The organism is Streptomyces sp. NPDC001750 (genome assembly GCF_042892615.1).
Taxonomy (GTDB): domain Bacteria; phylum Actinomycetota; class Actinomycetes; order Streptomycetales; family Streptomycetaceae; genus Streptomyces.
The window spans coordinates 16,701-41,531 of the sequence record NZ_JBIAUE010000030.1; the positions used below are offsets into that span (position 1 = coordinate 16,701).

The 24,831-nt window shown below is 72.8% G+C and carries 5 protein-coding genes; 1 reads left to right on the forward strand and 4 read right to left on the reverse strand.

The window, feature by feature from the left end; all coding sequences use genetic code 11:
- Positions 1-88 precede the first annotated feature (88 nt).
- Positions 89-700 (forward strand): response regulator transcription factor, encoded by a 612-nt coding sequence (locus tag ACFYY6_RS32090; RefSeq protein ID WP_351518210.1) that lies wholly within the window; start codon positions 89-91, stop codon positions 698-700.
- 46 nt (positions 701-746) lie between these two features.
- On the opposite strand, the gene ACFYY6_RS32095 is transcribed toward ACFYY6_RS32090, so the two are convergent.
- From ACFYY6_RS32095 to ACFYY6_RS32110, 4 genes are all read right to left on the reverse strand, one after another.
- Complete coding sequence (locus tag ACFYY6_RS32095) at positions 747-1,451, reverse strand: NADH oxidase (protein WP_351518209.1); 705 nt, start codon at positions 1,449-1,451, stop codon at positions 747-749.
- Between the two features lie 278 nt (positions 1,452-1,729).
- Positions 1,730-22,519, reverse strand: coding sequence for an SDR family NAD(P)-dependent oxidoreductase (locus tag ACFYY6_RS32100; protein ID WP_389196909.1), 20,790 nt, complete (start codon positions 22,517-22,519; stop codon positions 1,730-1,732).
- The gene (asnB, locus tag ACFYY6_RS32105) at positions 22,516-24,555 is read right to left on the reverse strand and encodes an asparagine synthase (glutamine-hydrolyzing) (protein WP_389196911.1); all 2,040 of its coding nucleotides are present in this window, start codon (positions 24,553-24,555) and stop codon (positions 22,516-22,518) included. The genes ACFYY6_RS32100 and asnB overlap by 4 nt, the downstream gene beginning before the upstream one ends.
- A gap of 16 nt (positions 24,556-24,571) precedes the next feature.
- Positions 24,572-24,829, reverse strand: a complete 258-nt coding sequence (locus tag ACFYY6_RS32110) for a phosphopantetheine-binding protein (RefSeq protein WP_351518206.1) — start codon at positions 24,827-24,829, stop codon at positions 24,572-24,574.
- Between the last annotated feature and the right edge of the window lie 2 nt (positions 24,830-24,831).

A 24,831-nucleotide genomic window follows, 5' to 3' on the forward strand; every position in this document is an offset into this window, starting at 1 on the left:
CCGCTCCGCTGAGCGGTGCCCGGCCCCGGGGGCATCCCCCGGAATCGGCGAGGGATCATGTGCAGTGGACACGGGGGGAGCGAGGAACATGGCGATACGCGTACTGCTCGCGGAGGACATGAACATGGTGCGCGGGGCGCTGGTCGCCCTGCTGAACCTGGAGGACGACCTCCGGGTGGTGTGCGAGCTGGAGCGTGGCGACGAGATCGTGCCCGCGGCGCACAAGTACGGCCCGGACGTGGCGGTCATCGACATCGATCTGCCGGGCATGGACGGGCTGACGGCCGCGTCACGGCTGCACGAGGAACTGCCGGGCTGCCGGACGTTGATCCTCACCAGCATGGGACGCCCGGGTACGCTGCGTCGGGCCCTGACGACCAAGGTCGACGGCTATCTGCTCAAGGACGCCCCGCCCGGCGAACTCGCAGACGCGGTGCGGCGGGTGGCCGCGGGCAGGCGGGTGATCGACCCTCAGTTGGCGCTGGCCGCCTGGGGCGGCGCGGAGACGCCGCTGACGGAGCGGGAGACCGAGGTCCTGCGGCTGACCGCGGACGGCGCCGAGGCGAAGGAGATCGCGCGGCAGCTGCACCTGTCGGCGGGGACGGTGCGGAACTATCTGACGAACATCGTGACCAAGCTGAACGCGCGCAACCGGGTGGACGCCATCCGCATCGCCCGCGACGCGGGCTGGCTGATGTAGGAACCGGTCCTCCGCCTCGGCCCGGTCCGGGGCAGGCCGGGTCGGGTCAGGCCGGGTCGGGGAACGGGAGGGCGGACATGTCGGCCGGCGCCGTCATGGAGGCCGCGGCCAGGTAGTCGAGGATGTCCTCGGTGACCGACGGCGGAAGCGGCAGCGCCGCCGAGATGTCGTCCGGGGTGGCCGGCCAGGCCAGCATCCCCACCACCCACACGGCCTCGGGGCGGTGCAGCACCACTCGGTGCGCGGAGCTGGGCGACTCCAGGATGAAGCAGCCGGGCCGCAGGGTGAGCGTGATGTCGCGCGGCAGCCAGATGAGCCGCCCGCCCGGGAGCCGCAGCAGCGCGAAGGACGCCTGACGGGACACCGGCGTCACCGAGAGCAGGGGCCCGCGGAGGTCGTCCAGGCCCAGAGTGCGCACGACGAGGTGACTGAGCCGTTCGAGAACCGGCAGCAGCACCAGGACGCCGCTCCCGTCGGTGGTCCCGTCGCCCGGTGGTCCGTGCGGCTCGGTCGGTCCGGCCCGCAGACCGGCATCGGCCCGGTCCGGACCGGGAACGACGTTGGCGAGCAGGATCGGCCCGAGCTCCATCCGGCGCAGCGCCGCCCGCACGACGGGGTCGGCGCCGTCGACCCACTCCTTGCCCCAACGGCCGGTGAGCACGAGCTGGTCCTCGGTGTCACCGGACTCGACGGTGACGTCCTCGGCCAACGACCAGAGGTGCACCGTCCGGTGCTCAGCCATCTCCGCCATGGCACTCCCCCTCGACTCTCCGGTCGCCCGGGCGACTCGGTGGACAGATTATGCAACTGGCCAGTAGCCCCCGGACAGCTACGGGCTCACGCCCCCGATATGAAGACTTCACATACCGGAAAGGGCACCGATATGTCTGTGGGAACGTCGTCCGGGCCGACGTGTGCCGGGGCCGAAGCGACGGACGTACGGTCCGCCTCCCGGTACGGCCGCTCCCCGCCGTCCGGTGGTGACGGCGGGGAACGGCTTTCGGGTCAGGGCTCCCGTCGGTCGTGGCGTCAGCGCGCCCGACGGTCGTGGCCGAGGGTGGACAGCCATCGGTGAACCGCGAGCGCGGTCGCCCCTGCATGCTCTTCGAGCATGGAGAAGTGATCCCCCGTCACCTCCAGCAGCTCGTGGTCAACGGGCCATCCGGCACGTGTGCCGTCGCCGAGCAGGGCCGTGCTGTCTGCGGCCCGTACCAGCACGGTCGGGGTGGCGACCAGTCCGGGCCGCCAGCCGTCGAGCAGTTCCGCGTAGCATGCCATCGCGGTGAACTGCTCCTCGATCGCCGGAAGTTGGGGGAGCTTTTCGAGGAGCCGCCGGGTCAGTACGCACATTCCGCGCGCCATGGCGGTGCCGGTCGACCGGGGGGTGTCGAGCAGCACCAGCGCGGCGGGAGGGGCGCCGGCCTGCTCCAGCCGCCGGACGACCTCGTGGGCGAGCCAGCCTCCGGAGGAGTACGCGGCGAGCGCGAACGGCCGTTCCCCCAGGCGCCGGAGCAGTGTCGTCGCCAGTGTGTCCGCGGCCGCTTCCAGGGTCGCGGGGAGCGGCTCGCCGACGGCGTATCCGGGAATGGCGGCGGTCCACACCTGGCGGCGGTTGTGGAGTGCGGTGGCGAACTTCACGTACTGGTGGGCCCCGGTCGGGGCGACGAGGGAGGGCAGGCAGACCAGGGCCTGTTCCCCCGCGCCGTCCGACAGCCGCAGCGTGGCCGGTTCGGGCCCGTCCCCGGCCGCGAAGACGGGCCGGATCCGGGCGGCGGCCGACAGGAGGTCCGCTGCCTGTTCCGGGCTGCCCGTCTCCACCGCCGTGCGGAGGAGACCGGCGGCGGGGCGCGCCGGTGACGCTGCCCGGGGCGCGCCCGCGTCGGGGAGTCGGGCGGGGGGCGGTTCGGGCGCGTGGGGATGCAGGCGTGCGATGAGGCCGTCGACGCGGGAGCCGCCGTTCTCCATGAAGTGGGCGGTGAGTCCCTCGACCGATTCGGCGTCGAAGAGCAGGGTGGACGAGATGTCGCCGAGGTCCTCGCGCAGGGCGTTGGTCAGTTGAAGGACGAGGATGGAGTCCAGGCCGTAGTCGCTGAGCGGTGCCGAGGGGGCGATCCGGTCCGCCGGGATGCCGAGGGTCCGCGCAGCCTGTTCGCGGAGATACCGTGCCATCGTCTCCGCCCGCTCCTCCGGGGCGGGGTCGGTCGGGGCCCCCGCGGTCCTGGCGGACTCCGTCGTCCCCGTGGTCGCCTCGGTCCCGGCCGGGCTTCCGGAGCGCCGTCGTACGGACGAGGCCGGATCCGGCGCTCCGGAAGCCGGTTCACGCGCCGGTTCGAGGACCCGTTCAGGTGCGGGAACCGCATGCGGGGCCGACGGCGCGACGATCCCGGGCCGCGTCCCGGTGCCCGTGACCGTCCCCGTCCCGGTTCCGGGACGCGCTCGCCGGGGCGCGGGCGTCGCGCGCTCCGGCGCGGACACCTCCTGCCGTACGATCCCGTCGCTCTCGGCCGCGATGATCTGCTGCCCGAGCTCGTGCGCCTGGGGCAGGACGAAGACGGACGAGCGAAATCCCTCGCTCTCCAGTACCCGTCGCCAGTTGTCGGGCGACAGCGCCGGCGAGCCCGGGATGCGCAGCGCGTGGTCCTCGAAGAGCCACCAGCCCTCCAGCAGCCCGAAGGTGAGGTGGCTGAAGATGTCGAACGCGGCGAGCTCGTTCAGCAGCAGCCAGCCTCCGTCGCGCAGCGCCGCCTTCGCGTTGCGGATGGTGTTGCGCGTGTCGCGCGTGGCGTGCAGCACGTTGGCGGCGATGACGAGGTCGTGGCCCCCGGTCTCCACGCCCTGCCCGGCGAGGGGCCGTTCGGCGTCGAAGCGGGTGTACGCGAGGTAGGGGACCTGTGGTCCGTACGCGGTGCGGGCGTGGTTGAGGAACGCCTTGGAGAGATCGGTGTACAGGTAGGTCTCGATGTGTTCCTGGAAGGGGCGCAGCGCGGCGAACATGCCGACGCTGGTGCCGCCCGTACCGGCGCCGATCTCCAGGATGCGCAGACGCGCGCCGGGGTCCAGGCGCAGCCGTTCGGCCACGACGGCCGCGGCGGCGTCGGCCATGGCACGGTTGTACAGGTCGGCGATCCGGTTGTTCCGGTAGGTGCCCTCGACGAGCGCGACGGAGCCCTGCGGGAACAGGATGTCGGTGGGCCGGGTCCTGCCGGTGAGGATGTCGGGCAGGGCTTGGAGGGTGGCGTCGAGGAGGGCGGCCTCGGCCTTCTTGTCGGGGTCCGCGGACCACCGCTCCCGGTACCGTTCCCACTCGCGCCGGGCCTCTGCCGGTGACGGGCCGGACGGTGGCACGACGCGGAGTGCGTGATCGAGCCAGGTGTCGTACCCGGGCAGGATTCCGGCGCGTTCGCGGAGTTCCGCGACACGGGTGGCGCGCTCGCGTGGGTCGGTGGTTCCGGGACCGGGCAGCACGCCGAGGGTTCCGAGGTGTGCGCGGAGCATGCGGGCGAGCAGCGGATCGCGTTCGGTCCTGCGCCAGTCGGCGACCGCGCGCAGCGCCTCGGGGTCGGCGGGCGCCGCGACACCGGCCCGGACCGCGTCGGAGGTGACACGCGTCCGCGCCCGCTCGTGGACGGTGATGCGTGAGCCCGGGTCGATGCCGGTGAGGGCGTCGGGCCGCCTCGACCTGACGAAGGCCACCTGTCGCTGCGGGCCGCCCAGCAGCGTGTCGAGGGCCCGCATCGCCTCGGGGGGCTCGATCGAGACCAGTCCCCAGCGCGCCATGCTCTCCCGGTGGAGCTGCGACGAGGCGCTTCCGGTGCTCCCCCACCAGCCCCAGTTCATGACCTTGACGGGGTACGGCCGGTGGCGGGAGAGGTGTTGGGCATAGGCATCGGTGAAGGTGGATCCCGCCGCGTAGTTGCTCTGTCCGGCGGCCGTCGTGAACGACTGGACCGACGAGAAGAACAGCATGAAGTCGAGTACGTCGTCCGCGAAGACCTCGGCGGTGGCGACGGTGGCGTCGACCTTCGCGGTGAGGGCCGCGCGGAGGGTCGGCTCGTCCATCCGGGCCAGGCTCTGGTCCCGCAGCACCAGCGCCGCGTGGACCACTCCGTGGATCCGCGGGTGGTCGGCCTCGATCCGGGCGCGGGCGCGGCGCAGGGCGGCGGGGTCCGCGGCGTCGGCGGACACGTAGCGCACGTCGCCGCCGCAGGCGCGCAGTTTCGCTTCGATCTCGTCGTCGTGGGGGCGCCGTCCGATCCAGACGACGTGTGCGCCGTACCGTTCCACGACGTGCCGGGTCCAGACCGCGCCGAGTCCGCCCGCGCCTCCGATCACGACGTACACGCCGCCCTGCCGGTACACCTGTTCCCGCGTGCCGGCCGGTTCGTCGGGCGCCCACCGCCGGACCAGCCACTGGCCCGCGCGGTGTGCGAGGGGGCCGTCCGAGGCCGGGACGGACAGCGTGAGGAGGTCGGCGGGCAGGGTGGTGGCGTCGAGGTCGGTCCGGCGGACGGACCAGTGCGTGTACTCGTGTCCGAGCGATCCGAAGAGGCCGTGCAGCCCGGCGTGGGCGGGGGCCGTCGGCTCCGTGTCGTACGTGGCCAGGGCACGCCGGGTGACCAGGGTGATGTCGAGCGGGCGGGCGTCGTGTCCGGTGTGCAGGAGCGCCTTGATCAGCCGGAAGGCGGCGACGACGCCGCTCTCCCGGGCCGCGACGAAGCCGGCGGTGTCCGTCGGCGGGAGGGCCGACGGGCCGTCCGGCGCGGTGTCCCCGGTCTCGGGGGCGATCCAGAGGAGATGGTCGATCGGGCCGACGGTCCGCAGCCGCTCGGCCGCCTCGTCGACCGATGCCCCGGGAGCGAGGCCCCATGTCGTGACGCGCGGGTACCGGCCGGTGAGCGCGGCACGCTGTTCGTCCGTGCCACCCACGACGAGGACGTGGCCGGGGGCCGGGGCGCCGCCGTCCGTGTGCCCACGCGTGTTCGCGGGTTCCCATACCGGGGCGAAGAGTTCGGGCACCGGGTCCTTCGCGCGTCGCGAGGAGTAGCCGGTCATCCGGACGCACACCTGGCCGTCCTCGTCGACGAGGTCCACGTCGAGTCTGCTGAGCGGCGTGGTCTCCCCCGCCGGGTCCGCGACCCGGATCACGGCCCGCATCGACGCCCGGCACGGGGCCAGGATCTCCAGGCGATCGAGCGCGAACGGCACGGCCGTTTCCGGCGGTTGGGCGCCGCCGGTGATGTGGAGCGCGGTCGACGCCTGAATGGCGGAGTCCATGAGGGCCGGGTGCAGGACGTACGGTGCGCCCGCCGGGTCGGCCTCGGTGGGCAGGTCGAGGACGGCGAGGACGGTGCCCTCACCGACGTGCGCCTCGCGGACGGCGCGCAGCGACGGACCGTGGACGATTCCCATCGAGGCCAGCGCCTCGCGGATGCGTTCGGCGGGCACGGTGCGCGTGCCGTCGGCGCGCGGCGGCGCGATGTCGACGCGTTCGGGACGGGAGGTGTCCAGGACCGCTACCCGCCCCGTGGAGCAGACGACGGACGCGGTGGCGTCCTCGGCCCGCGAGCTGATCTCGAAGGTGAGGTCGCCGCCGGAACGCGCCGGTTTCACCAGGACGTCGACGGTCACGGGCTCCTGGTCCTGGACGAGGGGCCGTATCCAGGTGATGTCGCGCATCCGCAGGGGCGTCCCCGCGTCGATGCCGAGCGCCCGGACAGCGGTTTCGCGCGCCATTTCGAGGTGGACGACACCCGGCAGGACGCGCTGCCCGCGCACGGTGTGGTCGCGCAGCACCGGTTCGTCACCCTTGAAGACGGTGGTGGCGCGCAGTGTGCCCGGCTCGTTCCCGATGTCCCCGGCCGGGGACGTCTCGTGGATCAGCGGATGGGCCGCCGTCGCGCGGTGCGCCGTGACGGGGGACAGTGCGGGCGGGTCCGCCGGGGGGACCGGTCCGGCCCAGTGGCTCTCCCTGGCGAAGGGATACGTCGGCAGCGGCACCCGCAGATGGGCTCCGGGGGCGAAGACCTTCCCGTAGTCGAGTGCCGTTCCCCGGGTGAAGTGCCCGGCGAGGGCGGTGAGATCCGCGTGGTGGAGGTCGGCGGACGCGGCCCGTGCCGGGTCCGCGCAGCGGCGCAGCAGGTCGGCGCCCGCGTCGGCCTCCGGATCCGCACCGGTCGTGTACGTCCGCGTCGCGTGCCCGGTGTACGCGTCGGGTCCGTCGAGTCCTTGGTCGAGGATCCTCAGCAGCTCGGTGCGGTCACGCGCCACGCAGGCGAACCGGTGGGCGAGCCCGGCCCTGCCGACGGTGAGCGTGTAGGCGAGGTCGCTCAGGTCGAGGGACGCCTCACGGCGGCAGTGCGCCGCCAGAAGGGCGACCTGCCGGGCGAGTTGCTCGCGTGAGTGGGCGGAGAGGAGGACGAGCTGGGCGGGGCGCGTCGTGCGGCGGGCGCGGGTGGTGGGCGGCGCCTCCTCGATGACGAGGTGCGCGTTCGTCCCCCCGGCGCCGAAGGAGCTGACGGCGCCGCGACGGGGACCGCCCCCAAAGGGGGCCTCCCAGTGGTGGTCGCGCGTGCTCATGTAGAACGGGCTGCCGTCCAGGCGGATGGCGGCGTTCGCGGTCTCGAAGTGGAGCGAGGCGGGGATGCGTCGGTGCCGCAGGGCGAGGAGGACCTTGAACACACCGGCGACACCCGCGGCGAACTGGGTGTGCCCGATGTTCGTCTTGACCGAACCCAGCGCGCAGTGGCCGGACTTCGTGGTGGATGCCCTGAACGCCCGGTCGAGCGCCGAGAATTCGATGGGATCGCCGAGAGGGGTACCGGTGCCGTGGGCCTCGACGAGCCCGATGGTGCCCGCGTCGACGCCGAAGGAGGCATGGGTGTCACGGAGCAGGCGCTCCTGCGAGACGGAACTGGGCGCGGTGATCCCGTTGGTGGCGCCGTCCTGGTTGGTGCCCGAAGCGCGGATCACGCCGTGGATGTGGTCACCGTCGGCCAGGGCGTCGTCGAGGCGCTTGAGCACGACCACGCCGACCCCCTCGCCGGGAACGAAGCCGTCGGCGCGCCGGTCGAAGGTGTGGCACCGTCCGGTCGCCGAGAGCATCCCGGCGCGTCCCGCCAGTTCGTAGAGGCGCGGGGTCGACTGGACGAACACCCCGCCCGCCAGGGCCAGGTCCGTCTCGCCGGACCAGAGCCCGCGGCACGCCAGGTCGATCGCGACGAGCGAACTGGAGCAGGCGGTGTCGACGGCCAGCGCGGGCCCCTTGAGGTTCAGGTAGTAGGAGACGCGGGCCGGGATGAAGGACGCCATGTTGCCCGTGAACGCCTGCGCGGGCCCGTGGTCCCCGACGATGTCCTGGTAGTCCCCGCTCCAGCAGCCCACGTACACGCCGCAACGGGCTTCGTCGAGCTGCCCGCCGGCGTGCCCGGCGTCCTCCAGGGCCTTCCACGACTCCTGGAGGAGCAGGCGCTGCTGCGGGTCCATGGCCGCGGCCTCGACCCCCGAGATCCGGAAGAACAGCGGGTCGAACTCGTCGATGCCACGCAGGAATCCGCCGCGCGTGCAGCGAGGTGATCCGTCGGGCCCGGTACCCGGGAGGTCCCAGCGGGTCGCCTCGGTGACGAGGTCGTCGCCGTCGACGAGGTGGGTCCAGAGTTCGTCCAGGGTGTCGGAGCCGGGGAACCGTCCGCTCATGCCGACGACGGCGACCGGTGGACGGTCGGCGGCGGGCCGGGAGGACGTGGGAGCGGGCGCGAAGGCCGCGGGGACCGGTTCCCGGACGGCTTCCGGGAGTACGGGGGAGGCCGCGTTCCGAGGGGCGGCCGGGGACGCGGCCGTTGCCGGGGGTGTGGAGAGGACCGTGGGTGTGGTCGGGACGGGCGGTGCGGTCGGAGCCGGGGTCCAAGGCACGGCCCCGATGTCCTCGTACTCCGCGAGCAGATGGGCGACGAGACGGTCCGGGGAGCTGTGGTCGAAGACCACACCGGTCGGCAGGTCCAGTCCGAACGTCTCGTTGAGCAGGTGCACGAGCCGGACCGCGAGGATCGAGTCGAGCCCGTGGTCGGCGAACGCGAGCGCGCCGTCGAGCTCGTCCTGCGGCATCGCGAGTACGTCCGCGACCTTCGCGCGCACGGTGGCTGCGACGCGCCCCTCACGCGTGAGTCCATCGGCGGTCGCGCCCCCGGTGTCCGGGGCGCCGGTCGGCGGGTCGCCGATTTCCGGGGCGACTGTGAGCAGGCCGCCGGTGGGCGGGGCGTCGGTGTCCGGGGCCTCGGCGGACGCGGCGTCGGAGTGCGGGGCGGCGTCGTCCCGGGGGCGCGGCGTGCCGATCGGCGCGGCTGCGCCGGGGCCGGCTTCCCCGGCCGGCTCCAGGTCACCGATCCAGTACCGGTCCTTCGCGAACGGGTACGTCGGCAGGGACACCCGGCGGGGCCGCACCGGGTGGAGACCGTGCCAGTCCAGCTCCACGCCGTCGACCCAGAGAGCGGCCAGCTTGTCGAGCTTCCCCGCCGCGACCCACCGTTGGACCAGCAGTTCCCGCAGCTCGTCGTCGGCGGCGATCTCGGCGACGGCGCCCCGTGCGCTCCCCGCGCTCCCCCGGTGCAGGCCCGGCGCCCGTACGCCGTCCCCGGCCGTCGCGTAGCCGTGCAGCGCGTGCCGCAGTTCGGCGAGCGAGGAGACGGTCAGCGCGAGGCGTTCGCGCATGGCCCGGCGTCCGGTCCGCAGCGTGTGGGCGAGATCCGTCAGGCTGATGTCCCGCCGCTCCGAGGCGTCGCGTTCACCGCGTTCCAGGTACGCCGCCAGGCGTGCGGCGGCCTCGCGGAGCCGTTCCGGCGTCCGTGCCGAGAGCACGACCAGCTGCTCGCCCGCTTCGGGCACCGGCTCCGGCACGGTCTCGTCGGCCACGTACTCCTCAATCACGACGTGCGCGTTCGACCCACCCGCCCCGAAGGACGAGACGGCCGCGATCCGCGGGTCCTCGGACTCCCAGGGTTCCAGGGTCCGCTGGACGAAGAACGGCGTCTCCTCGAACCGGATGCCCGGGTTCGGCTCCTCGCAGTGCAGGCTCGGGACGAGCGTGCGGTGCCGGAGCTGGAGCACGGTCTTGGTGAGGCCCGCGATGCCCGCCGCGGCCTCCAGGTGGCCGATCATCGACTTCACGGACCCGATGGCGCAGAACTGCCTGTCCCGGGTGGACCGCCCGAAGGCCAGCGAGAGCCCCTGCACCTCGATCGGGTCGCCGAGTTCAGTCCCGGTGCCGTGCGCCTCGACGTAGCTCAGCCGTCGCGCCGGTATCCCGGCCCTGGTCAGCGCGTCGTCGATCAGCTCCGCCTGCGCGGTCGGGCTGGGCACCGTGTAACCGTGGGTGCGTCCGCCGTGGTTGACGCTGGTCCCGCGGACCACGGCGAGGATCCGGTCCCCGTCCGCCAGGGCGTGCCCGAGCGGTTTGAGGAGCACCGCCCCGACGCCCTCGCCGGGCACGAATCCGTCCCCGCCCTTGCCGAAGCTCCGCAGCCGCGGCCGGGTCGACAGCATGGTGGAACGGCACAGCTCGACGTAGTCGGACGGGTGCAGATACAGGTTCACCCCTCCGGCGACGGCGAGTTCGCACGCGCCCCTGCGCAGGTGCTCGCACGCCTCGTGGATCGCCGTGAGCGAGGACGAGCACATCGTGTCGATCGTGAGGCTCGGCCCGCACAGGTCCAGTGCGTACGAGGTCCGCGCGCTGAGCGAGGCGAAGGAGAGCGACGGCACGACCGTCTCGCCCGACGGCAGGAGCGCGGCTCCGTGCCGGGCGTGACCGGACTTGGTGACCCCGGCGAAGACCCCCACCCTGCGCCGGTGACGGCGTGCCAGTTCCTCGGGGGTGTAGCCCGCGTCCTCGATCACTTCCCAGGCGGCCTGGAGGAACAGGCGCTCCTGCGGATCCATCGCGTAGGCGTCGCGCGGGGCGATCCGGAAGAAGGCCGGATCGAACGCGTCGAAGTCCTCCAGGAACCCGCCCCACTTGTGGTAGCTGCGGCCCGTGGCGATGGCCTTGGCACGGTCCGGTTCGTAGAAACCGTCGAGCGGCCATCGGCCGGGCGGGATCTCGGTGACGCAGTCGCGTCCGGCCTTGAGGTTCTCCCAGAATTCCTCGATGTTCCCGGCGTGCGGGTAGCGCCCGCTCATGCCGATGATCGCGATCGCCTCGTCGGGGCCGGGGGGTTCGGGACGGGCGGACTCGTCCGGTGCGTCCGCCGCGGGCCGCGGCACGGGTGCCGTCACCACGGCGGCCGGCCCGGACGGGCCGTCGTCGGCGGCGGGTGCGGACGCGGGTCCGGGGACGGCTGCCGGACCGGCGAGGCGACCGGCGACGGCGCGCAGCGTCGGGAATTCGTAGAAGAGAGTGGTCGGGACCTCGCCGTACCGTACGGACAGTTCCCGGTTGAGCTGAATGACCATGACCGAGTCGAGGGCCAGGTCGGCGAGCGGCCGGTCGGCGTCGATGTCCTCGACGGGAACCCCGGTGACTCGGGCGAAGGTCTCGACGACGGAGCGGAGCGTCTCCCGCTCCCGGCCGACGGCGACCGCCCCGGGCACGGACGCGGGTACGGGTGCGGACTCGGGCAGGGGTGCGGTCGCCGGCACGGACTCCGGTGCGGATGCTGTCGGGCGGGCCGGGCCCGACGGGGGTACGGCCTTCGCGGTCTCGCCGTGATGCACCCAGATCCGGTCCTCGCCCGCCTCGCCGAGCCGCCAGGCCCGCAGCAAGGTCTCGATCCCCTCGTCCGACTCCATGGGGACCAGACCCCGTTCCCGTCGCAGGCGGGCGCGTGTCGCGTCGTCCACCGTCATACCGCCGTCCTTCCAGAGCGGCCAGGCGATCGCGAGGGTGTGCCCCGGTCGTTCACCCGCCGCCACGCGCGAGTTGCGCACGGCCGCGTACGCGTCGAGGTAGGCGTTCGCGGTCGCGTAGTCGGCCTGGCCGGGGTTGCCGGTGACGGCGGCACCGGAGGAGAAGGCGAGGAAGAAGTCGAGCGCCAGCCGCGCCGTCGCCCGGTCGAGATGCACCATGCCGTCGACCTTGGGCGCGAGCACCGCCTCCCACTGTTCCGCGGTCTTGTTCGGCAGCCGGCCGTCCTGGATCACGCCCGCCGCGTGGACGATTCCGTGGATCCCGCCGTTCTCCTCGACGGTGCGGGCGACGAGGTGTCGCACCTCTTCCCAGCGGGAGACGTCCGCGGCGGCGTACCGGGCCGTGGCACCGGCCTCGCGCAGCTCGGCGAGCAGCCGGTCCACGCGCGCGTCCTGCGGCGACCTGCCGACCAGCACGAGCGCCGGGGCGTCGACGTCCCGGGCGATCCGGCGCGCGACCAGCGCGCCGATGCCGCCCGCCCCGCCGGTGACCAGATATACGCCCCCGGCTCGCCAGGGCGTGCGGGTGCCGTCCGGCGTCCTCGGCTCCCAGGTACGGACATGGCGTTCGGCGCCCCGGTGACGAACCAGTTCGTCCTCCGATTGCCGTGCGTCGGCCGCGACGAGCTCCGCGACGGCGTCCGCGTCGCGTTCCCCTTCGAGTCCGACGACCTGACCGGCGACCGCGTGTTCGAGAGAGGCGGTGCGCAGCAGTCCGGCGAGGGCCAGGCCGACGGCCTGGTCGCCCTGGGCCGGGGTCACCACTTGTACGAGGGCGCCACCGTCGGGAGTCTCCCGCACCACTTCACGGACGATTTCGAACACCTGCCGCGAGAGGTCGGTGAAGCGGCTCTCCGGCCGGGTCTTCGTGGTCCTGACGGTGTGGCAGCGGGCGTCGGGCATGCGGCGCTCGACGGCGGTGCGCGCGTGCGCCGCGGTGTCGCACAGGATGACGGCGTGGTGCCGGTACGACTTCCTGTCGGCCGGACCGGGTGCGGCGGTCCCGGGCAGGCCGGGCATGGCGGGCTTCGGTGTCCAGCGCGGCACGAGCAGTGTCGTGCCGATCGACGCACCGGCTGTCCGGGCCGCGCCGTCGTCCCGGGCGGCGCCGGTCGACGCTCCTGCCGCCGTGTCACCAGGCAGTGCTCCGGCGGCCGTCCTGCCGTGGGCCGCCGCGTCACCGGCCGGGATCCAGTACCTGTCGCGTGCGAACGGGTACGTGGGCAGGTGGGTGAGCGGCGGCAGGGCGGGACCGGACGCGCCGCCGTACAGCACGTGCCAGTCGGCATCGGCGCCATCCGTCCAGCGGGCGAGCATCCCGGCGGCGTCCGGGCCGCCGCCCGGCACGGCGCCGTGCTCCCTGCCCGGGGCCGTACCGCGCTCGGGGGCGGGCACCGTGCCGTCGTCGAGGAACGCCCGGAGCCGTTCAGCCAGTTCCTCGTGCGAGGCGACGACCCAGCCGACCCGTTCGGCCATGGGCTCGCGCCCGAACTGGAGCGTCCGGCCGATGGAGCCGAGCGGGGCGGGGCGGGGCGTCTCCTCCAGGTACGCCAGCAGGTCCCGTGCCCGTTCGCGGAGTTGGTCCCGGGTGCGTGCGGAGAGCGGGACGACCACCCGGTCCACGACGGCCGTGTCCTGCGCGCCGCCGGTGTACGGGACGTGCCCGGTGGCCCGGTCGTGTCCCGTGTCCGGAGCGTGTCCCGTGCCAGGGGCGTCCGGCGCGACGTACTCCTCGACGACGACATGGCAGTTGGCACCGCCGAAGCCGAAGCTGCTCACACCCGCCCGCCGCGGCGCGGGCAGGCCGTGGCGGTCGCGGGGCCGCTCCCACGCCTCCCGTTCCCGCACGATGCGGAACGGACTGCCGTCGAGCTGTATGAACGGGTTGATCTCGTCGCAGTTCCGGGTCGCGGGCAGGGTGCCGTGCTCCATGGCGAGCAGCACCTTGAGCAGGCCGGCGATGCCCGCCGCGGCCTCCAGGTGGCCAATGTTCGTCTTCACCGATCCCAGGCCGCAGGTGCCCCGGCCGGTTCCGCCCAGGCGTCGGAAGGCGGTTCGGAGCGCGCGCACCTCGACGGGGTCGCCCAGAGCCGTGCCGGTTCCGTGGGCCTCCACGTACCCGATCGTGGCGGGGTCGGTGTCCCCCATCGCCCGTACGACGAGGTCGGCCTGCGCGGCGCCGTTCGGCGCGGTGAGCGAGTTCGCCCGTCCGCCGTGGTTCTCGGCGCTGCCGACGATGACGCCCAGGATCGCGTCGCCGTCCCGTTCGGCGTCGGCCAGTGGTTTCAGCACGACGGCGCCGACGCCCTCGCCCCGGACGTATCCGTCGGCGTCGCTCGCGAAGGTCTTGCACCGCCCCTCCGGGCTCAGCATGCCCGCCCGTGCCGCGCTGACGAACGTGTCGACGCCGAGCAGCAGGTTGACCCCGCCCGCGATGGCCGCGTCGCACGTCCCGGAACGGATCGCCTCGACCGCCCGGTGGACCGCGACGAGCGAACTGGAGCAGGCCGTGTCGACCGGCTCGCTCGGCCCGTGGATGTCGAGCACGTAGGAGATGCGGTTGGCGAGCATGGAGTGCGCGTTCCCCGTGGAGGTGAACGCGTCGGGCGGGGTGCCGTGGGCGGAGAGCAGGGTCGCGTAGTCGGTGCCCGAGACACCGAAGAAGAGTCCGGTGCTCTCGGGCAGACCGGCGGAAGTGTATCCGCTGTGTTCGAGCGCGTTCCAGACCGTTTCGAGGGCCAACCGGTGCTGCGGGTCCATCAGTTCGGCCTCGCGCGGCAGGATCCGGAAGAACGCGGCGTCGAAGGCGTCCACGTCGTCGAGCACGCCAGCGTGGTGCGGGAAGTCGGACGATTCCGCGATCCGTGCGTAGGCGGCGTCGTAGCGGTGGAGGGGGAACGCCGTGACGCTGTCCCTCCCCGCCACCAGGTTCGTCCAGTACGCGTGCAGATCGGGGGCGTCGGGGAAGCGCCCCGCGGCGCCGATCACCGCGATCGGCAGGGGCTGCGCGCCGGGCGCGGAGCGTGCGGGCGCCGTGCGCGCGGGCGCCGCCTCCAACCGTTCCTCGGCCTCGGACCGATCGCCCGCCTGGGCGCCGTCGCCGACTCCTGCGTCGGGTGCGGCGTCGGGTGCTTTCTCCTCGGCCGGGCCGGTCGGGCGGGACCGCTCGTAGGCCGGGCGCAGGATCTCCCCGTACTCCGCGACGAGATGCCTGCCCAGCGACTCGAATGTGTTCAGGTCGAAGAAGGCCGCGGGTGTCAGGTCGACGCCGAGCCGGTCGCGCACCTGCCCGGCCAGGGCGACGAGGGAGATCGAGTCGAAACCGAACGCGTCGAAGCCGGTCCGCGCGTCGAGCTCGGCCGCCTCGTACTTGAGGATGTCGCTCGCCATGTCCCGCAGTTCGTCCACGGCGAAGGAGACGAGGTCGTCCCGGACCTCCCCGGCCGGTTCCTCCCCCGGTCCCCGGCCGGTGTCCGCCGCGCCGGCCACGACCCGCGCCATTTCCGCGGCCGGGCCGGTCCGCGGCGCCTCGCCCTCGCCGCACCACAGATCGGACAGCACCGCGACCACCTGGCCCTTTCCGTCGAGCAGCGCGACGCGCCCGCCCAGACCGTCCGGTCCGCCGGTCACGTCGAGGACGACGTACCTCACCGCGTCCGGGATGTCGCTCCCCGGCGCGAAGAGCCGGATCTCGTCGATCCGACGGGGAGTCGTGCGTGCCCAGTCCGGTGCGCCGAGGCGCTTCGCCTCGAACTGGAGGCCCTGCGCGACCGCGGCGAGGACATGCGGCGGGAGGGTGACGTTCGGCCGGACGTGATCCCGTAGCAGTTCGGGCGGGAGGACGTCGAGCACCAGCCGTCCGTCCGGCATCCGGTACGCGCTCTCGGTGCCGTTGCGCTCCGGCGCGTAGCCGAGTGCGCCCTCGGCGAGTTCCGCGAGGAACGCGGTGCGGGAGAGCGTGGCCACGGCGTCGGCCGCCGGGTCGTCGGCACGCAGTCCCCTGTACGGTCCGGCGCCGAAGGCCCCTGCCCCGAATACCCCGGTCGCGGCTGTGCGTGCGGGGTCACCGGTCCGTACGTCGAACTCCGCCACGGCCACCCGCGCTCCCCGTGCCTCCTCCACGAACACCGTGCCGGAGGCCGCCTTCCGGTCGGCTGCGCCGAGGACCGTCACCAGCCGGGCGGCGGCCCTCCAGTCGACCGGGGCGAGGAGGCGCAGCCGGCGTACGACCGCGCCTTCGGCGAATCCGGAGACCCGGGTGACGGCGAGCGCCAGTTCCACGGCGAACGTCGGCACGATCCCCGGCGTGCTGTCCCGCCGCTCCCCCGACGTGTATCCGTAGTCGAGGAGGTCGTCGAGGTGCACGTCGAGCACATAGCGCGGCCCGTCGACGTCCGACGCGTTCCCGCCGAGCAGCGGATGCACCTTCTCGCGCAGGGCGAGCGGGGCGGTCACGGTCGGCGCACCCCGCTCCGGGTCCACCCAGCAGCGCACGCGCTCGAAGGGGTACGGGGGAAGCGGGACCCGCCGCAACGCGCGGGGCTCGCCCTCGGCCTCCCGCCAGTCGACGCTCCTGCCGCCGACCCACGCCCGTGCCAGTGCGCGCGGGCCCTCGGACGCGGGGTCGGTGCTCGCGAGTGCCGGGCCGAGGTCGCGGTGGCCCGCGAGACGGCGGTCGAGCGCGGCCACGGCCTCGTCCGCGGTCCTCGCGAAGAAGGCCCAGCGGCAGGGCAGTTCGTTGCGGCCCACGCGGAGTGTGAACGCGATCGAGGCGAGATCCGCGGGCTCGTGCGAACCGGCCGCGAGATGGGCCCGGAAGCGGGCGAGCCATGTCTCCAGGACGGCGTCGTTCATCGCGGAGAAGACGAACAGTTCCTCGCGCCCGTCGCTTCCGCCGTGCGCGGCGGTGTCCGCGCGCGTGTACTCCTCCACGATGATGTGCGAGTTCATCCCGCCCGCGCCGATCGAGGTGATCCCCGCACGCCGGGGATGGCTGACGCGTCGGCCGTCGACCGTCGTCACCACGGGCTCCCAGTCGGTGAGCCGTCGCTGCAGACGGAACGGCGTGCGGGAGAAGTCGATGTCAGGGTTGATCACATCGCTGTGCAGCGAGGGCGCGATCCTGCCCTTCTGGAGCTGGAGGAGCACCTTGGTGATGCCGATCATTCCGGCGGCGTGCAGAAGATGTCCCATGTTGGACTTGACCGAGCCGATCGCGCAGAAGCCGGTGTCCTGCGTGTACGTGCGAAAGGCCGTGGTCAGGGCCTTGACCTCGATCGGGTCGCCCAGGGACGTCCCCGATCCGTGCGCCTCGACGTAGCCGATCGTCCGTGGGTCGATGCCCGCGTCGTCGATCGCCTTCTGGATCGCGCGCGCCTGCATGCGCGGGCTGGGGACGGTGAACCCGTTGCGCACGCCCGCGTTGGCGAGGGCGGTTCCCTTGATGACCCCGTACACGTGGTCGCCGTCGCGCTCGGCCTCGACGAGCGGTTTGAGGACGAGCGCGCCGACGCCTTCCCCGAGGATCGTCCCGTCCGCCCCCACGCCGAAGCTGCGGATCACCTCCGAGGTCGTCGTCGTGAAGTGCTCGTGCGACGAGGTGATCAGGTTGTACGGATGCAGCAGGAGGTTCACCCCGCCCGCCACGGCCATCCGGCACTCGCCCGCCCGCAGCATCTGCACGGCCTGGTGCACACAGGTCGAGGAACCGGAGCACATGGTGTCCACGAAGATGGAGGGACCGGTGAACCCGTAGAAGTACGACACCATGTTGGGGAGCGTCGCCGTGTAGCTGCCGGTCGCCGCGGAACCGCGGACGAGGCTGTTCTGGAAGCCGTACAGGCCGTAGTGGTTGCTCATCGAGCCGGCGAGGACACCCACGTCGCCGTCGTACCGCCGGTGGATCGTCTCGCGCGAGTAGCCCGCGTCCTCCAGGGCGTGGACCACCGTCTGGAGGAACAGGCGCACCTCGGGCGACATGGCCTCCGCGTCACGTTTCGAGATGCGGAAGTAGCGGGGGTCGAACATGTCGATGTCCCGCAGGAACGTGCCGGTCCGGATGGAGCTCTTGCCGAGGACGCTCCGGTCACGGCTGTAGATCGCGTCGTGGTCCCAGCGTTCGCGCGGCACCTCGCGGAACTCATGACGGCCCTGTTCGAGGATCGGCCACAGCTCGCCCAGTGTCTCCGCGCCGGGGTAGGTTCCCGCGACGCCGATGACCGCGATGTCGTGCCGGACGTCGCGGTCCCGGGCGTCGTGCCGGACGCGCGGGGCGTCGACGGCCGGCACCCGGGCGGTGCGGGTGTCGGGGACGGTCGGCGGTTCGGCGGTCACTCGGGCCTCCGGTGTGTCCGGGACGGGGGCGGCGGGAACCGCTGCGCCGTCCCGTGCGTGCGGCACGTCCCGCGTCTCGGGTGTGTCTCGTACCTCGGGTGCGTCTCGTTCGTCCGGCACGTCGCGCACGTCGTGTGCGGAGGCGGCGGGGTGTGCCGGGTCCTCGGCGTCGAGGACCGGGGGAAGCCGGTCGGCGTGCTCCTCGACGAAGTAGCCGGCGACGCCCGCCAGCGTGGTGTGTTCGAAGAAGATGGTCTTGGGCAGCGGGCCGAAGAACACTTCGAGCGACGCCGTGGTCTCCAGGATGCTGAGCGAGTCGATCCCGTAGGCGATGAGGTCGACCGTCTCGTCGATGGTGCCGGGATCACGGTGCAGCACCTCGCCCACGACCCGCCTCAGCAGATCGGTCGTACGCCGCGTCAGCTCCTCCCCCGAGACAAGGGCGGGCGCGGGGGCGGGCGGGTCCTTCGGTACGGCGGCGGGAGCGGTGGTGAGCCGTGCGGAGGCGCCGTACGCCACCACGAGGTGCGCGGGGCCGTCGTCGAGCACGCGGCCGAGGAGACGGAGCCCGGCCTCGGTCGGGAGCGGTTCCCAGCCGCGTTCGCGGCGCATCGCGTCGCTCGTCACGTGGTCGACGCTCATACCGCCGTCGGCCCACAACGGCCAGCTGACGGCGACGGTCCTGCCGCTCCGTTCCCCGGCGTCGGCCAGCGCCCGGCGGTGGTGGGCGAAGGCGTCCAGGAAGGCGTTGGCCGCCGCGTAGTCCGACTGCGCCGGATTGCCGAACACCCCCGCCACCGAGGAGAAGACGAGGAAGAAGTCGAGCGCGGTGTCGCGCGAGGCGGCGTCGAGGTTGAGCACCCCGTCGACCTTGGGCGCCAGCACGGCACGCAGGTCGGCCGAGTCCTTGGTGTAGACGTACGCGTCCCGGAGGACGCCCGCCGCGTGGACGATGCCGTCGAGCCGCCCGTGCTCCCGCTCGATGGTGCGCACGGCGCGCTCCACCTCGTCCTTCACCGCGACGTCGACGGGGAGGTGGTGGGCGTCGATGCCCGAGGCGCGCAGCTCCCGCACGGCCGCCTCGCTCGCGGCGCCGGGCGCCGACCGGCCGCTCAGGACGACACTGACTCCGGCGCGCCGCCCGAAGTAGCGCGCGGTGTGCAGTCCGAGGCCGCCCAGACCGCCCGTGATCCAGTACACCCCGCCCTCCTTGAGCGGCGGGATCGCGGGGCCCTCGGTCAGGTCGACCGCGACGGTGCGTGCCACGTGGCGTGTTCCGTCCGGGGCGTGGCGGATCTCGCAGTCGGCGCTCTCGTCCGCCGCCTCCGTGCGCAGGATCTGCGCGATGCGTTCCGGCGGCGCGGCGTCGAGGTCCGCGACGCGGACGACCCGGCCGGAGACGCGCGGGTTCTCCAGGACGACGGTTCTGAAGAGTCCGACGAGCGGTGCGTGCACCTGCCTCGGCACCCGGTCGTCCACCAGCACCACGAAGCGGTGCGGAGTGCGGGGGCTCGACCTGACCACCTCCGCCACCTGCTCGAAGACCTGGCCGGTCGTCGCGGCGACGGTGTCGGCGACGCGGCCCGGTACGAGGTCGGCCAGTCGCGCGGCAGTGAAACCGGTCATGTCCGTGAGGGTGTCCAGATGGGCGGCGGCCCTCCCGCCGAGGTGGACGTGGACGTGCGGGGCCCGTGCCGCGTCCCGGGCGTCGGGGTCGGACGGTGCCGGTGTCCACTCCGTGGTGGCCGTGACGACGCCCGTGCCCGCAGCGGTGTCCCGCCTCGCGGACGAGGTGCGCTGCACCAGGCCGCGCAGCCGGGCGGTGACGGCTCCCCCGGCGTCGCACAGGTCGATGTCGAACACGTCGAGGGTGCTGTGCGGCGCGCGGCGCCGCACCCGGGCCCAGGTCTCGGACGGGCAGGGGCCGTGGACCGTCAGGTCCTCGAACGCGAACGGCATCGGCGGGCCGTCGGCCCGTCCGTCACCGGTCTCCGCCAGGAGCAGGAGCGAGGCCTGGAAGGCCGCGTCGAGCACGCTCGGGGGCAGCACGAATCCCGACTCCGTGCCCTGGCCGTCCGCGGGTGCGTCGATGCGGGCGAGGAGTTCCCCCTCGCCCAGGCGGATCTCCCGTAGTCCGCGCATGGCCGGTCCGTACTCCAGCCCCCGGTCCCGGAAGGCGGTGTACACGTCCCGCGGGACGCGTTGCGTCGGGCACGCGGCCCGTATCCGGTCGAGATCGAGACGTTCCGGTTTCCCGTGGTCACCGGTCTCGGCGGTGCCCGAGCAGTGCACCGCGGTGGTTCCGGTGCCGGTGGAGATCTCGAAGGCGAGCGCGCCGCCGTCCTGGGGCGCCAGTCCCACGGTGGCCTCGACCGGTGCGTCCCGCACGACGATCGGGCGCCGCCAGACGACGTCGCGCAGCCGGACGGCGAACTGCCCTCGCCCGTCGCGCCCGGTGGCGCGCGCCACCGCGGCGTGGACCAGTTCCACCTGGGCGGCGGCGGGCAGCACCCGCTCGCCGCGCACGACGTGTGAGGCCAGGAAGGGCTCCTGCCCGTCGAAGACCGCTTTGAGGCTCCCGCCCTCGGGGCCGGCCCCGCCGTCGCGCAGGAGCGGGTGGGCAGCGGCGGCGAGGGGCGGAGGCGAGGCCGCCGCCCCGGCGTCGCGGCCCGGGGCCCTGAACCAGTGGCGCTCCCGGGCGAAGGGGTAGGCGGGCAGGGGCACGCGCCGGGGCGCCCTCCGTGCGGTGCCCCGGTGGCCGGACGGCTCCGCCCAGTCGGCGGCGGCGCCGCCGGCCCACCGCTCCGCCGCTTCCACCGTCCCGTCCGGGTCCCCTTCCGCTCCGCGCACCGAATCGCCCACGAGGATCCGGCCGGCCTCGTCCGCACCGTCGATGAACTCCCCGAGCAGAGCGACGAGTTCGTCTCGTCCGGTCACCACGAAGGCCACCCGGGCGGGCATCTGTTCCCGGCCGGCGCGCAGGGTGTGGGCGAGGTCCGCGAGCGTCGGCGCGGCCCGCCCCCGCAGATGGAAACGCAGCCGACGGGCGACGGCCCGCAGGCGTTCCGGGGTCCTGGCCGAGAGGGGCACGAGTTCCGGGCCCCTCCCGGACGCCGCGACCGCCGGTCGGTCGTCCGGGAGGTGTTCCTCCAGCACCAGGTGGGCGTTGGTGCCGCCGAACCCGAAGGAGCTGACCCCGGCGCGGCGCGGCGGAATGGTGCCGTCCGTCCTCGCGGGCGGCGGGTCCCAGGGCCGGGTGTCCCGGACGATGTGGAACGGGGTGCCGTCGAGTCGTATCAGTTTGTTCTGCTTCTCGAAGTTGACGGTCGCGGGCAGTACGCGGCGGGCGAAGGCGCTGATCACCTTGGCGATGCCCGCGACGCCCGCGGCCCCTTCGAGGTGTCCGATGTTGGTCTTGACCGAGCCGATCCCGCAGGTGTCCGGGCGGGCGACGGTGCCCTGGGCCGCGTGCAGGTTCCCGAAGGCGCGCTTGAGGGCCATGATCTCGATCGGGTCGCCCACCGGTGTCCCCGGGCCGTGGGCCTCGATGTAGCCGATGGTCTCGGGGCGGATGCCGGCCCGGGTGTAGAGCCGCTCGATGAGCCTGGACTGTGCGGCCGGGTTGGTGACGGTGAGGGAGTTCGTCCGGCCGCCGTGGTTCGTCGCGACGCCCTTGATGACGGCGTGCACGGTATCGCCGTCCTCGACCGCCCGTGCAAGGGGTTTGAGGAGGAGCACGGCTCCTCCTTCGCCCCGGACGTAGCCGTCGGCGCTCTCGTCGAAGGCCCTGGCGCGGCCGGTGCGGGACAGCATGCTCGCCTGGCTGAAGGCGACGAAGTGCTTGGGCGACCAGATCAGGTTGACGCCTCCGGCCAGGGCCAGAGCGCAGTCGCCGTTGCGCAGCGCGCGGACCGCCTCGTACACGGACACCAGCGAACTGGAGCAGGCCGTGTCGTTGGTGATGCTGGGGCCCTGGAAGTCGAAGTGGTAGGAGATGCGGTTGGCGATGATCGAGTAGGCCGTGCCGGTGGGGAAGTAGACGTCCGTCCGCACTCCTTCGCGTTCCATCAGCTCCGCGTAGTCGGCGTGGCAGACCCCCATGAAGACGCCGGTCTCCGTCCCGGCCAGCGCGCTCGCCGCGTACCCGGCGTTCTCCACGGCCTGCCAGGCGAGTTCGAGGGCGATGCGCTGCTGGGGGTCCATGCTCTCGGCCTCGCGCGGCGAGATGCTGAAGAAGTCGGCGTCGAAGCGGTCCGCGTGCTCGATGAAGCCGCCCCAGACGCTGTTGGTCTTCTGGGCGCCTCGCCTCGGGTCCCCGAAGTGGTCCTCCTTGGACCAGCGTTCGGCGGGCACCTCCGAGATGAGCGAGCGTCCGGCGACGAGGTGTTCGCCGAATTCTTCCAGAGTGTCGGCACCGGGGAACCGCAGGGCGAGTCCGATGATCGCGACGTCGTCGGGCGCCGGGGCCGCGTCCTCGCGGCCGGGGACCGCGTCCTCGTGCGCGAGGGTCCTGTCCTCGGAGGCCAGGGCCTCGTCCTCGTGCACGGGGGGAACTTCCTGGTGTGCGGAGGTCGGTTCGACCGTGCTCATCGGACTCCTTCTGCGCGGGGGAGGACGGGACGGGAGGACTCCGGCCCCCGGCTCTTCCGGTGGTCGTGGACTGTCCGGATGTGCATGCCGCCCCTGGCGGGGGCGCTCCGCTGCCCTTCCCGCCCTCTCACGAACCGGTGGTCGAGGACGGCGGTGGAGAGCAGATAGAGGAACGCCTGGTCCTCCTTGGTGCTGATCTGCCGGTCGGGCGTGGTCATGATCTTCGTCACGAGTCTGCGCGCGAACACGGGATCGACGCAGTCGATCTTCGCCAGTTCCGTGTCCGAGAGGATCAGGTCCAGGTAGTCCGGCCGCTGCTCCTTGAAGACGCTCGCGCCCGGTGCGCGGTACGGCTGCTTGCGCCGCTTCAGACTCGACTCCGGCAGCTCCCCGTGGAACGCCCGCTTGAGGATCGCCTTCTCCTCGAACCCGTCGTCGAACCGCAGGTTCACGGACGCCGCCGCCCGCACCACGGCCGGGTCGAGGAAGGGGCAGCGGTTCTCGACCCCGTGCGCCAGACTCATGCGCTCGCCCTGCGTCGACAGCAGATAGCCGGGCAGCAGGGTCTTGTACTCCAGCCACTGCGCCTTCTGGACTGCGCTCAGCCCGGCGTAGCCCGGTGTCGTCCCCGTGAGTGCGAGCAGATCCGCGAAGGGGTCCTCGCGGCGCTTCAGCAGGCGTGCCGCGAACCGCCCGTTCTGGTAGCGCAGTTCGTGCGAGAAGAGGCCGGGCAGGCGCTCCACCGAGAACTGCTCGAAGAGGCCCGCCAGTCGTGCCCGGTTCGCAGGGCCGAAGTGGCTCAGCTCCGGGTGCAGATTGCCGATCCTCTTCATCCGCTCGGCGTCCGACAGTTCGTTCCACTCCGCGCGCACCAGCGTCTCGCGGAACAGCGAATAGCCGAGGAACGCCTCGTCGGCGCCCTCGCCGGTGAGGACCACCCGTATGCCGGCGTCCCGGACGTGCCGCGCCAGCAGGTACATCGGGACGAACGCGGTGCGGAACGCGGGCACTTCGGCGTGGTAGACGGCCGCCGGGAAGGTCCGCGCGATGTCGGCGCCGGAGACGGTGATCGACGAGTGGAGCGTGCGCAGGTGCGAGGCCACGACCTGCTGACTGCCCGACTCGTCGAAGGCGGCCTCCTCGAACTGCACCGAGAAGGTGCGCACCTCGTGGGAGGAGAGGTCGGTGGTCAGTTTCGTCACGATCGAGGAGTCGAGCCCGCCGCTCAGGTAGACCCCGACCTCGACATCGCTGCGCAGCCTCATCTCCACGCTCTGCCGCAGGGTTTCGCGCACGAAGTGTTCCGCGTCGCGCGCGGTTCCTGTGAAGGGCGGTGCTTCCAGGGCGAGTTCCTCGTAGTGGTGCAGTGAGGTCCGACCGCCGCCGACGACCATCCAGCTGCCCATGGGGAGCTGGCGGATGCCCAGGAACGGGGACCGGTCGGGCAGCGGTGTCCAGGCCGCGAAGGTGGAGGCGAGTTCGGCGGGGTCGAGTTCGAACCGGAAGTCCGGGAACGCCTGGAACGCCTTCATCTCGGAGGCGAAGAGGAACGCACCGTCCCGGTCGCCCCCGCCGCGCGTGCCGTCGGCGTAGAACAGCGGGCGCTTGCCGAATCTGTCGCGTGCCAGGAAGAGGTCTCCCGACACCGCGTCCCGGATCGCCACGGCGAAGGCGCCGTTGCACCGGGGCAGGCATCCCGGGCCCCACTGCATCCAGGCCCGCAGGAAGACCTCGGTGTCGGAGCGGGTGCGGAACCGGTGGCCGAGTCCGCGCAGTTCCTCGCGGAGTTCGACGTAGTTGTACAGCTCGCCGTTGAAGCAGATCCAGTGGCGTTCCTCGGGATCCGCCATGGGCTGCGCACCGTGGGAGATGTCGATGATCGCCAGCCGGACCGTGCCCATGGCCATGCCGTCGCCCAGGTAGTAGCCCGCCTCGTCCGGTCCTCTGTGGCGGATGAGCGACAGCATGGAGGTGATGACCTCGGGCGCGGCCCCGGCGTCGAGCGACGGCGAGACGAACCCAGCGATTCCGCACATGCGGGGTCTCCTTGCTTCAGTGGTCGTCGCGCTCGGCGATCTTCTTGGCCACGAAGGCGTCGATGGCTTCGAGCGAGGTGAAGACGTTCGCGATGAAATCCTCGTCCGTCATGTCGAGCGAGAAGTCCTTTTCGAGGGCGCTCAGGAGCTGGACGTACCCGAAGGAATCCATCACCCCGGCCTTGAAGAGATCGCTCGCGGCCGTCAGCTCGTCGTCGAACTCCACGAGGAACTGGTCCTCGACGAGTTTCTTTATGTGCCCCGCTCGGTCCATCT

Excerpts from the sequence above, each read along its gene's own strand:
- ACFYY6_RS32100 (WP_389196909.1), bottom strand. The coding sequence starts at position 22,519 with ATGAGCACGGTCGAACCGACCTCCGCACACCAGGAAGTTCCCCCCGTG.
- ACFYY6_RS32090 (WP_351518210.1), top strand. The coding sequence starts at position 89 with ATGGCGATACGCGTACTGCTCGCGGAGGACATGAACATGGTGCGCGGG.
- asnB (WP_389196911.1), bottom strand. The coding sequence starts at position 24,555 with ATGTGCGGAATCGCTGGGTTCGTCTCGCCGTCGCTCGACGCCGGGGCC.
- ACFYY6_RS32095 (WP_351518209.1), bottom strand. The coding sequence starts at position 1,451 with ATGGCGGAGATGGCTGAGCACCGGACGGTGCACCTCTGGTCGTTGGCC.
- ACFYY6_RS32110 (WP_351518206.1), bottom strand. The coding sequence starts at position 24,829 with ATGGACCGAGCGGGGCACATAAAGAAACTCGTCGAGGACCAGTTCCTC.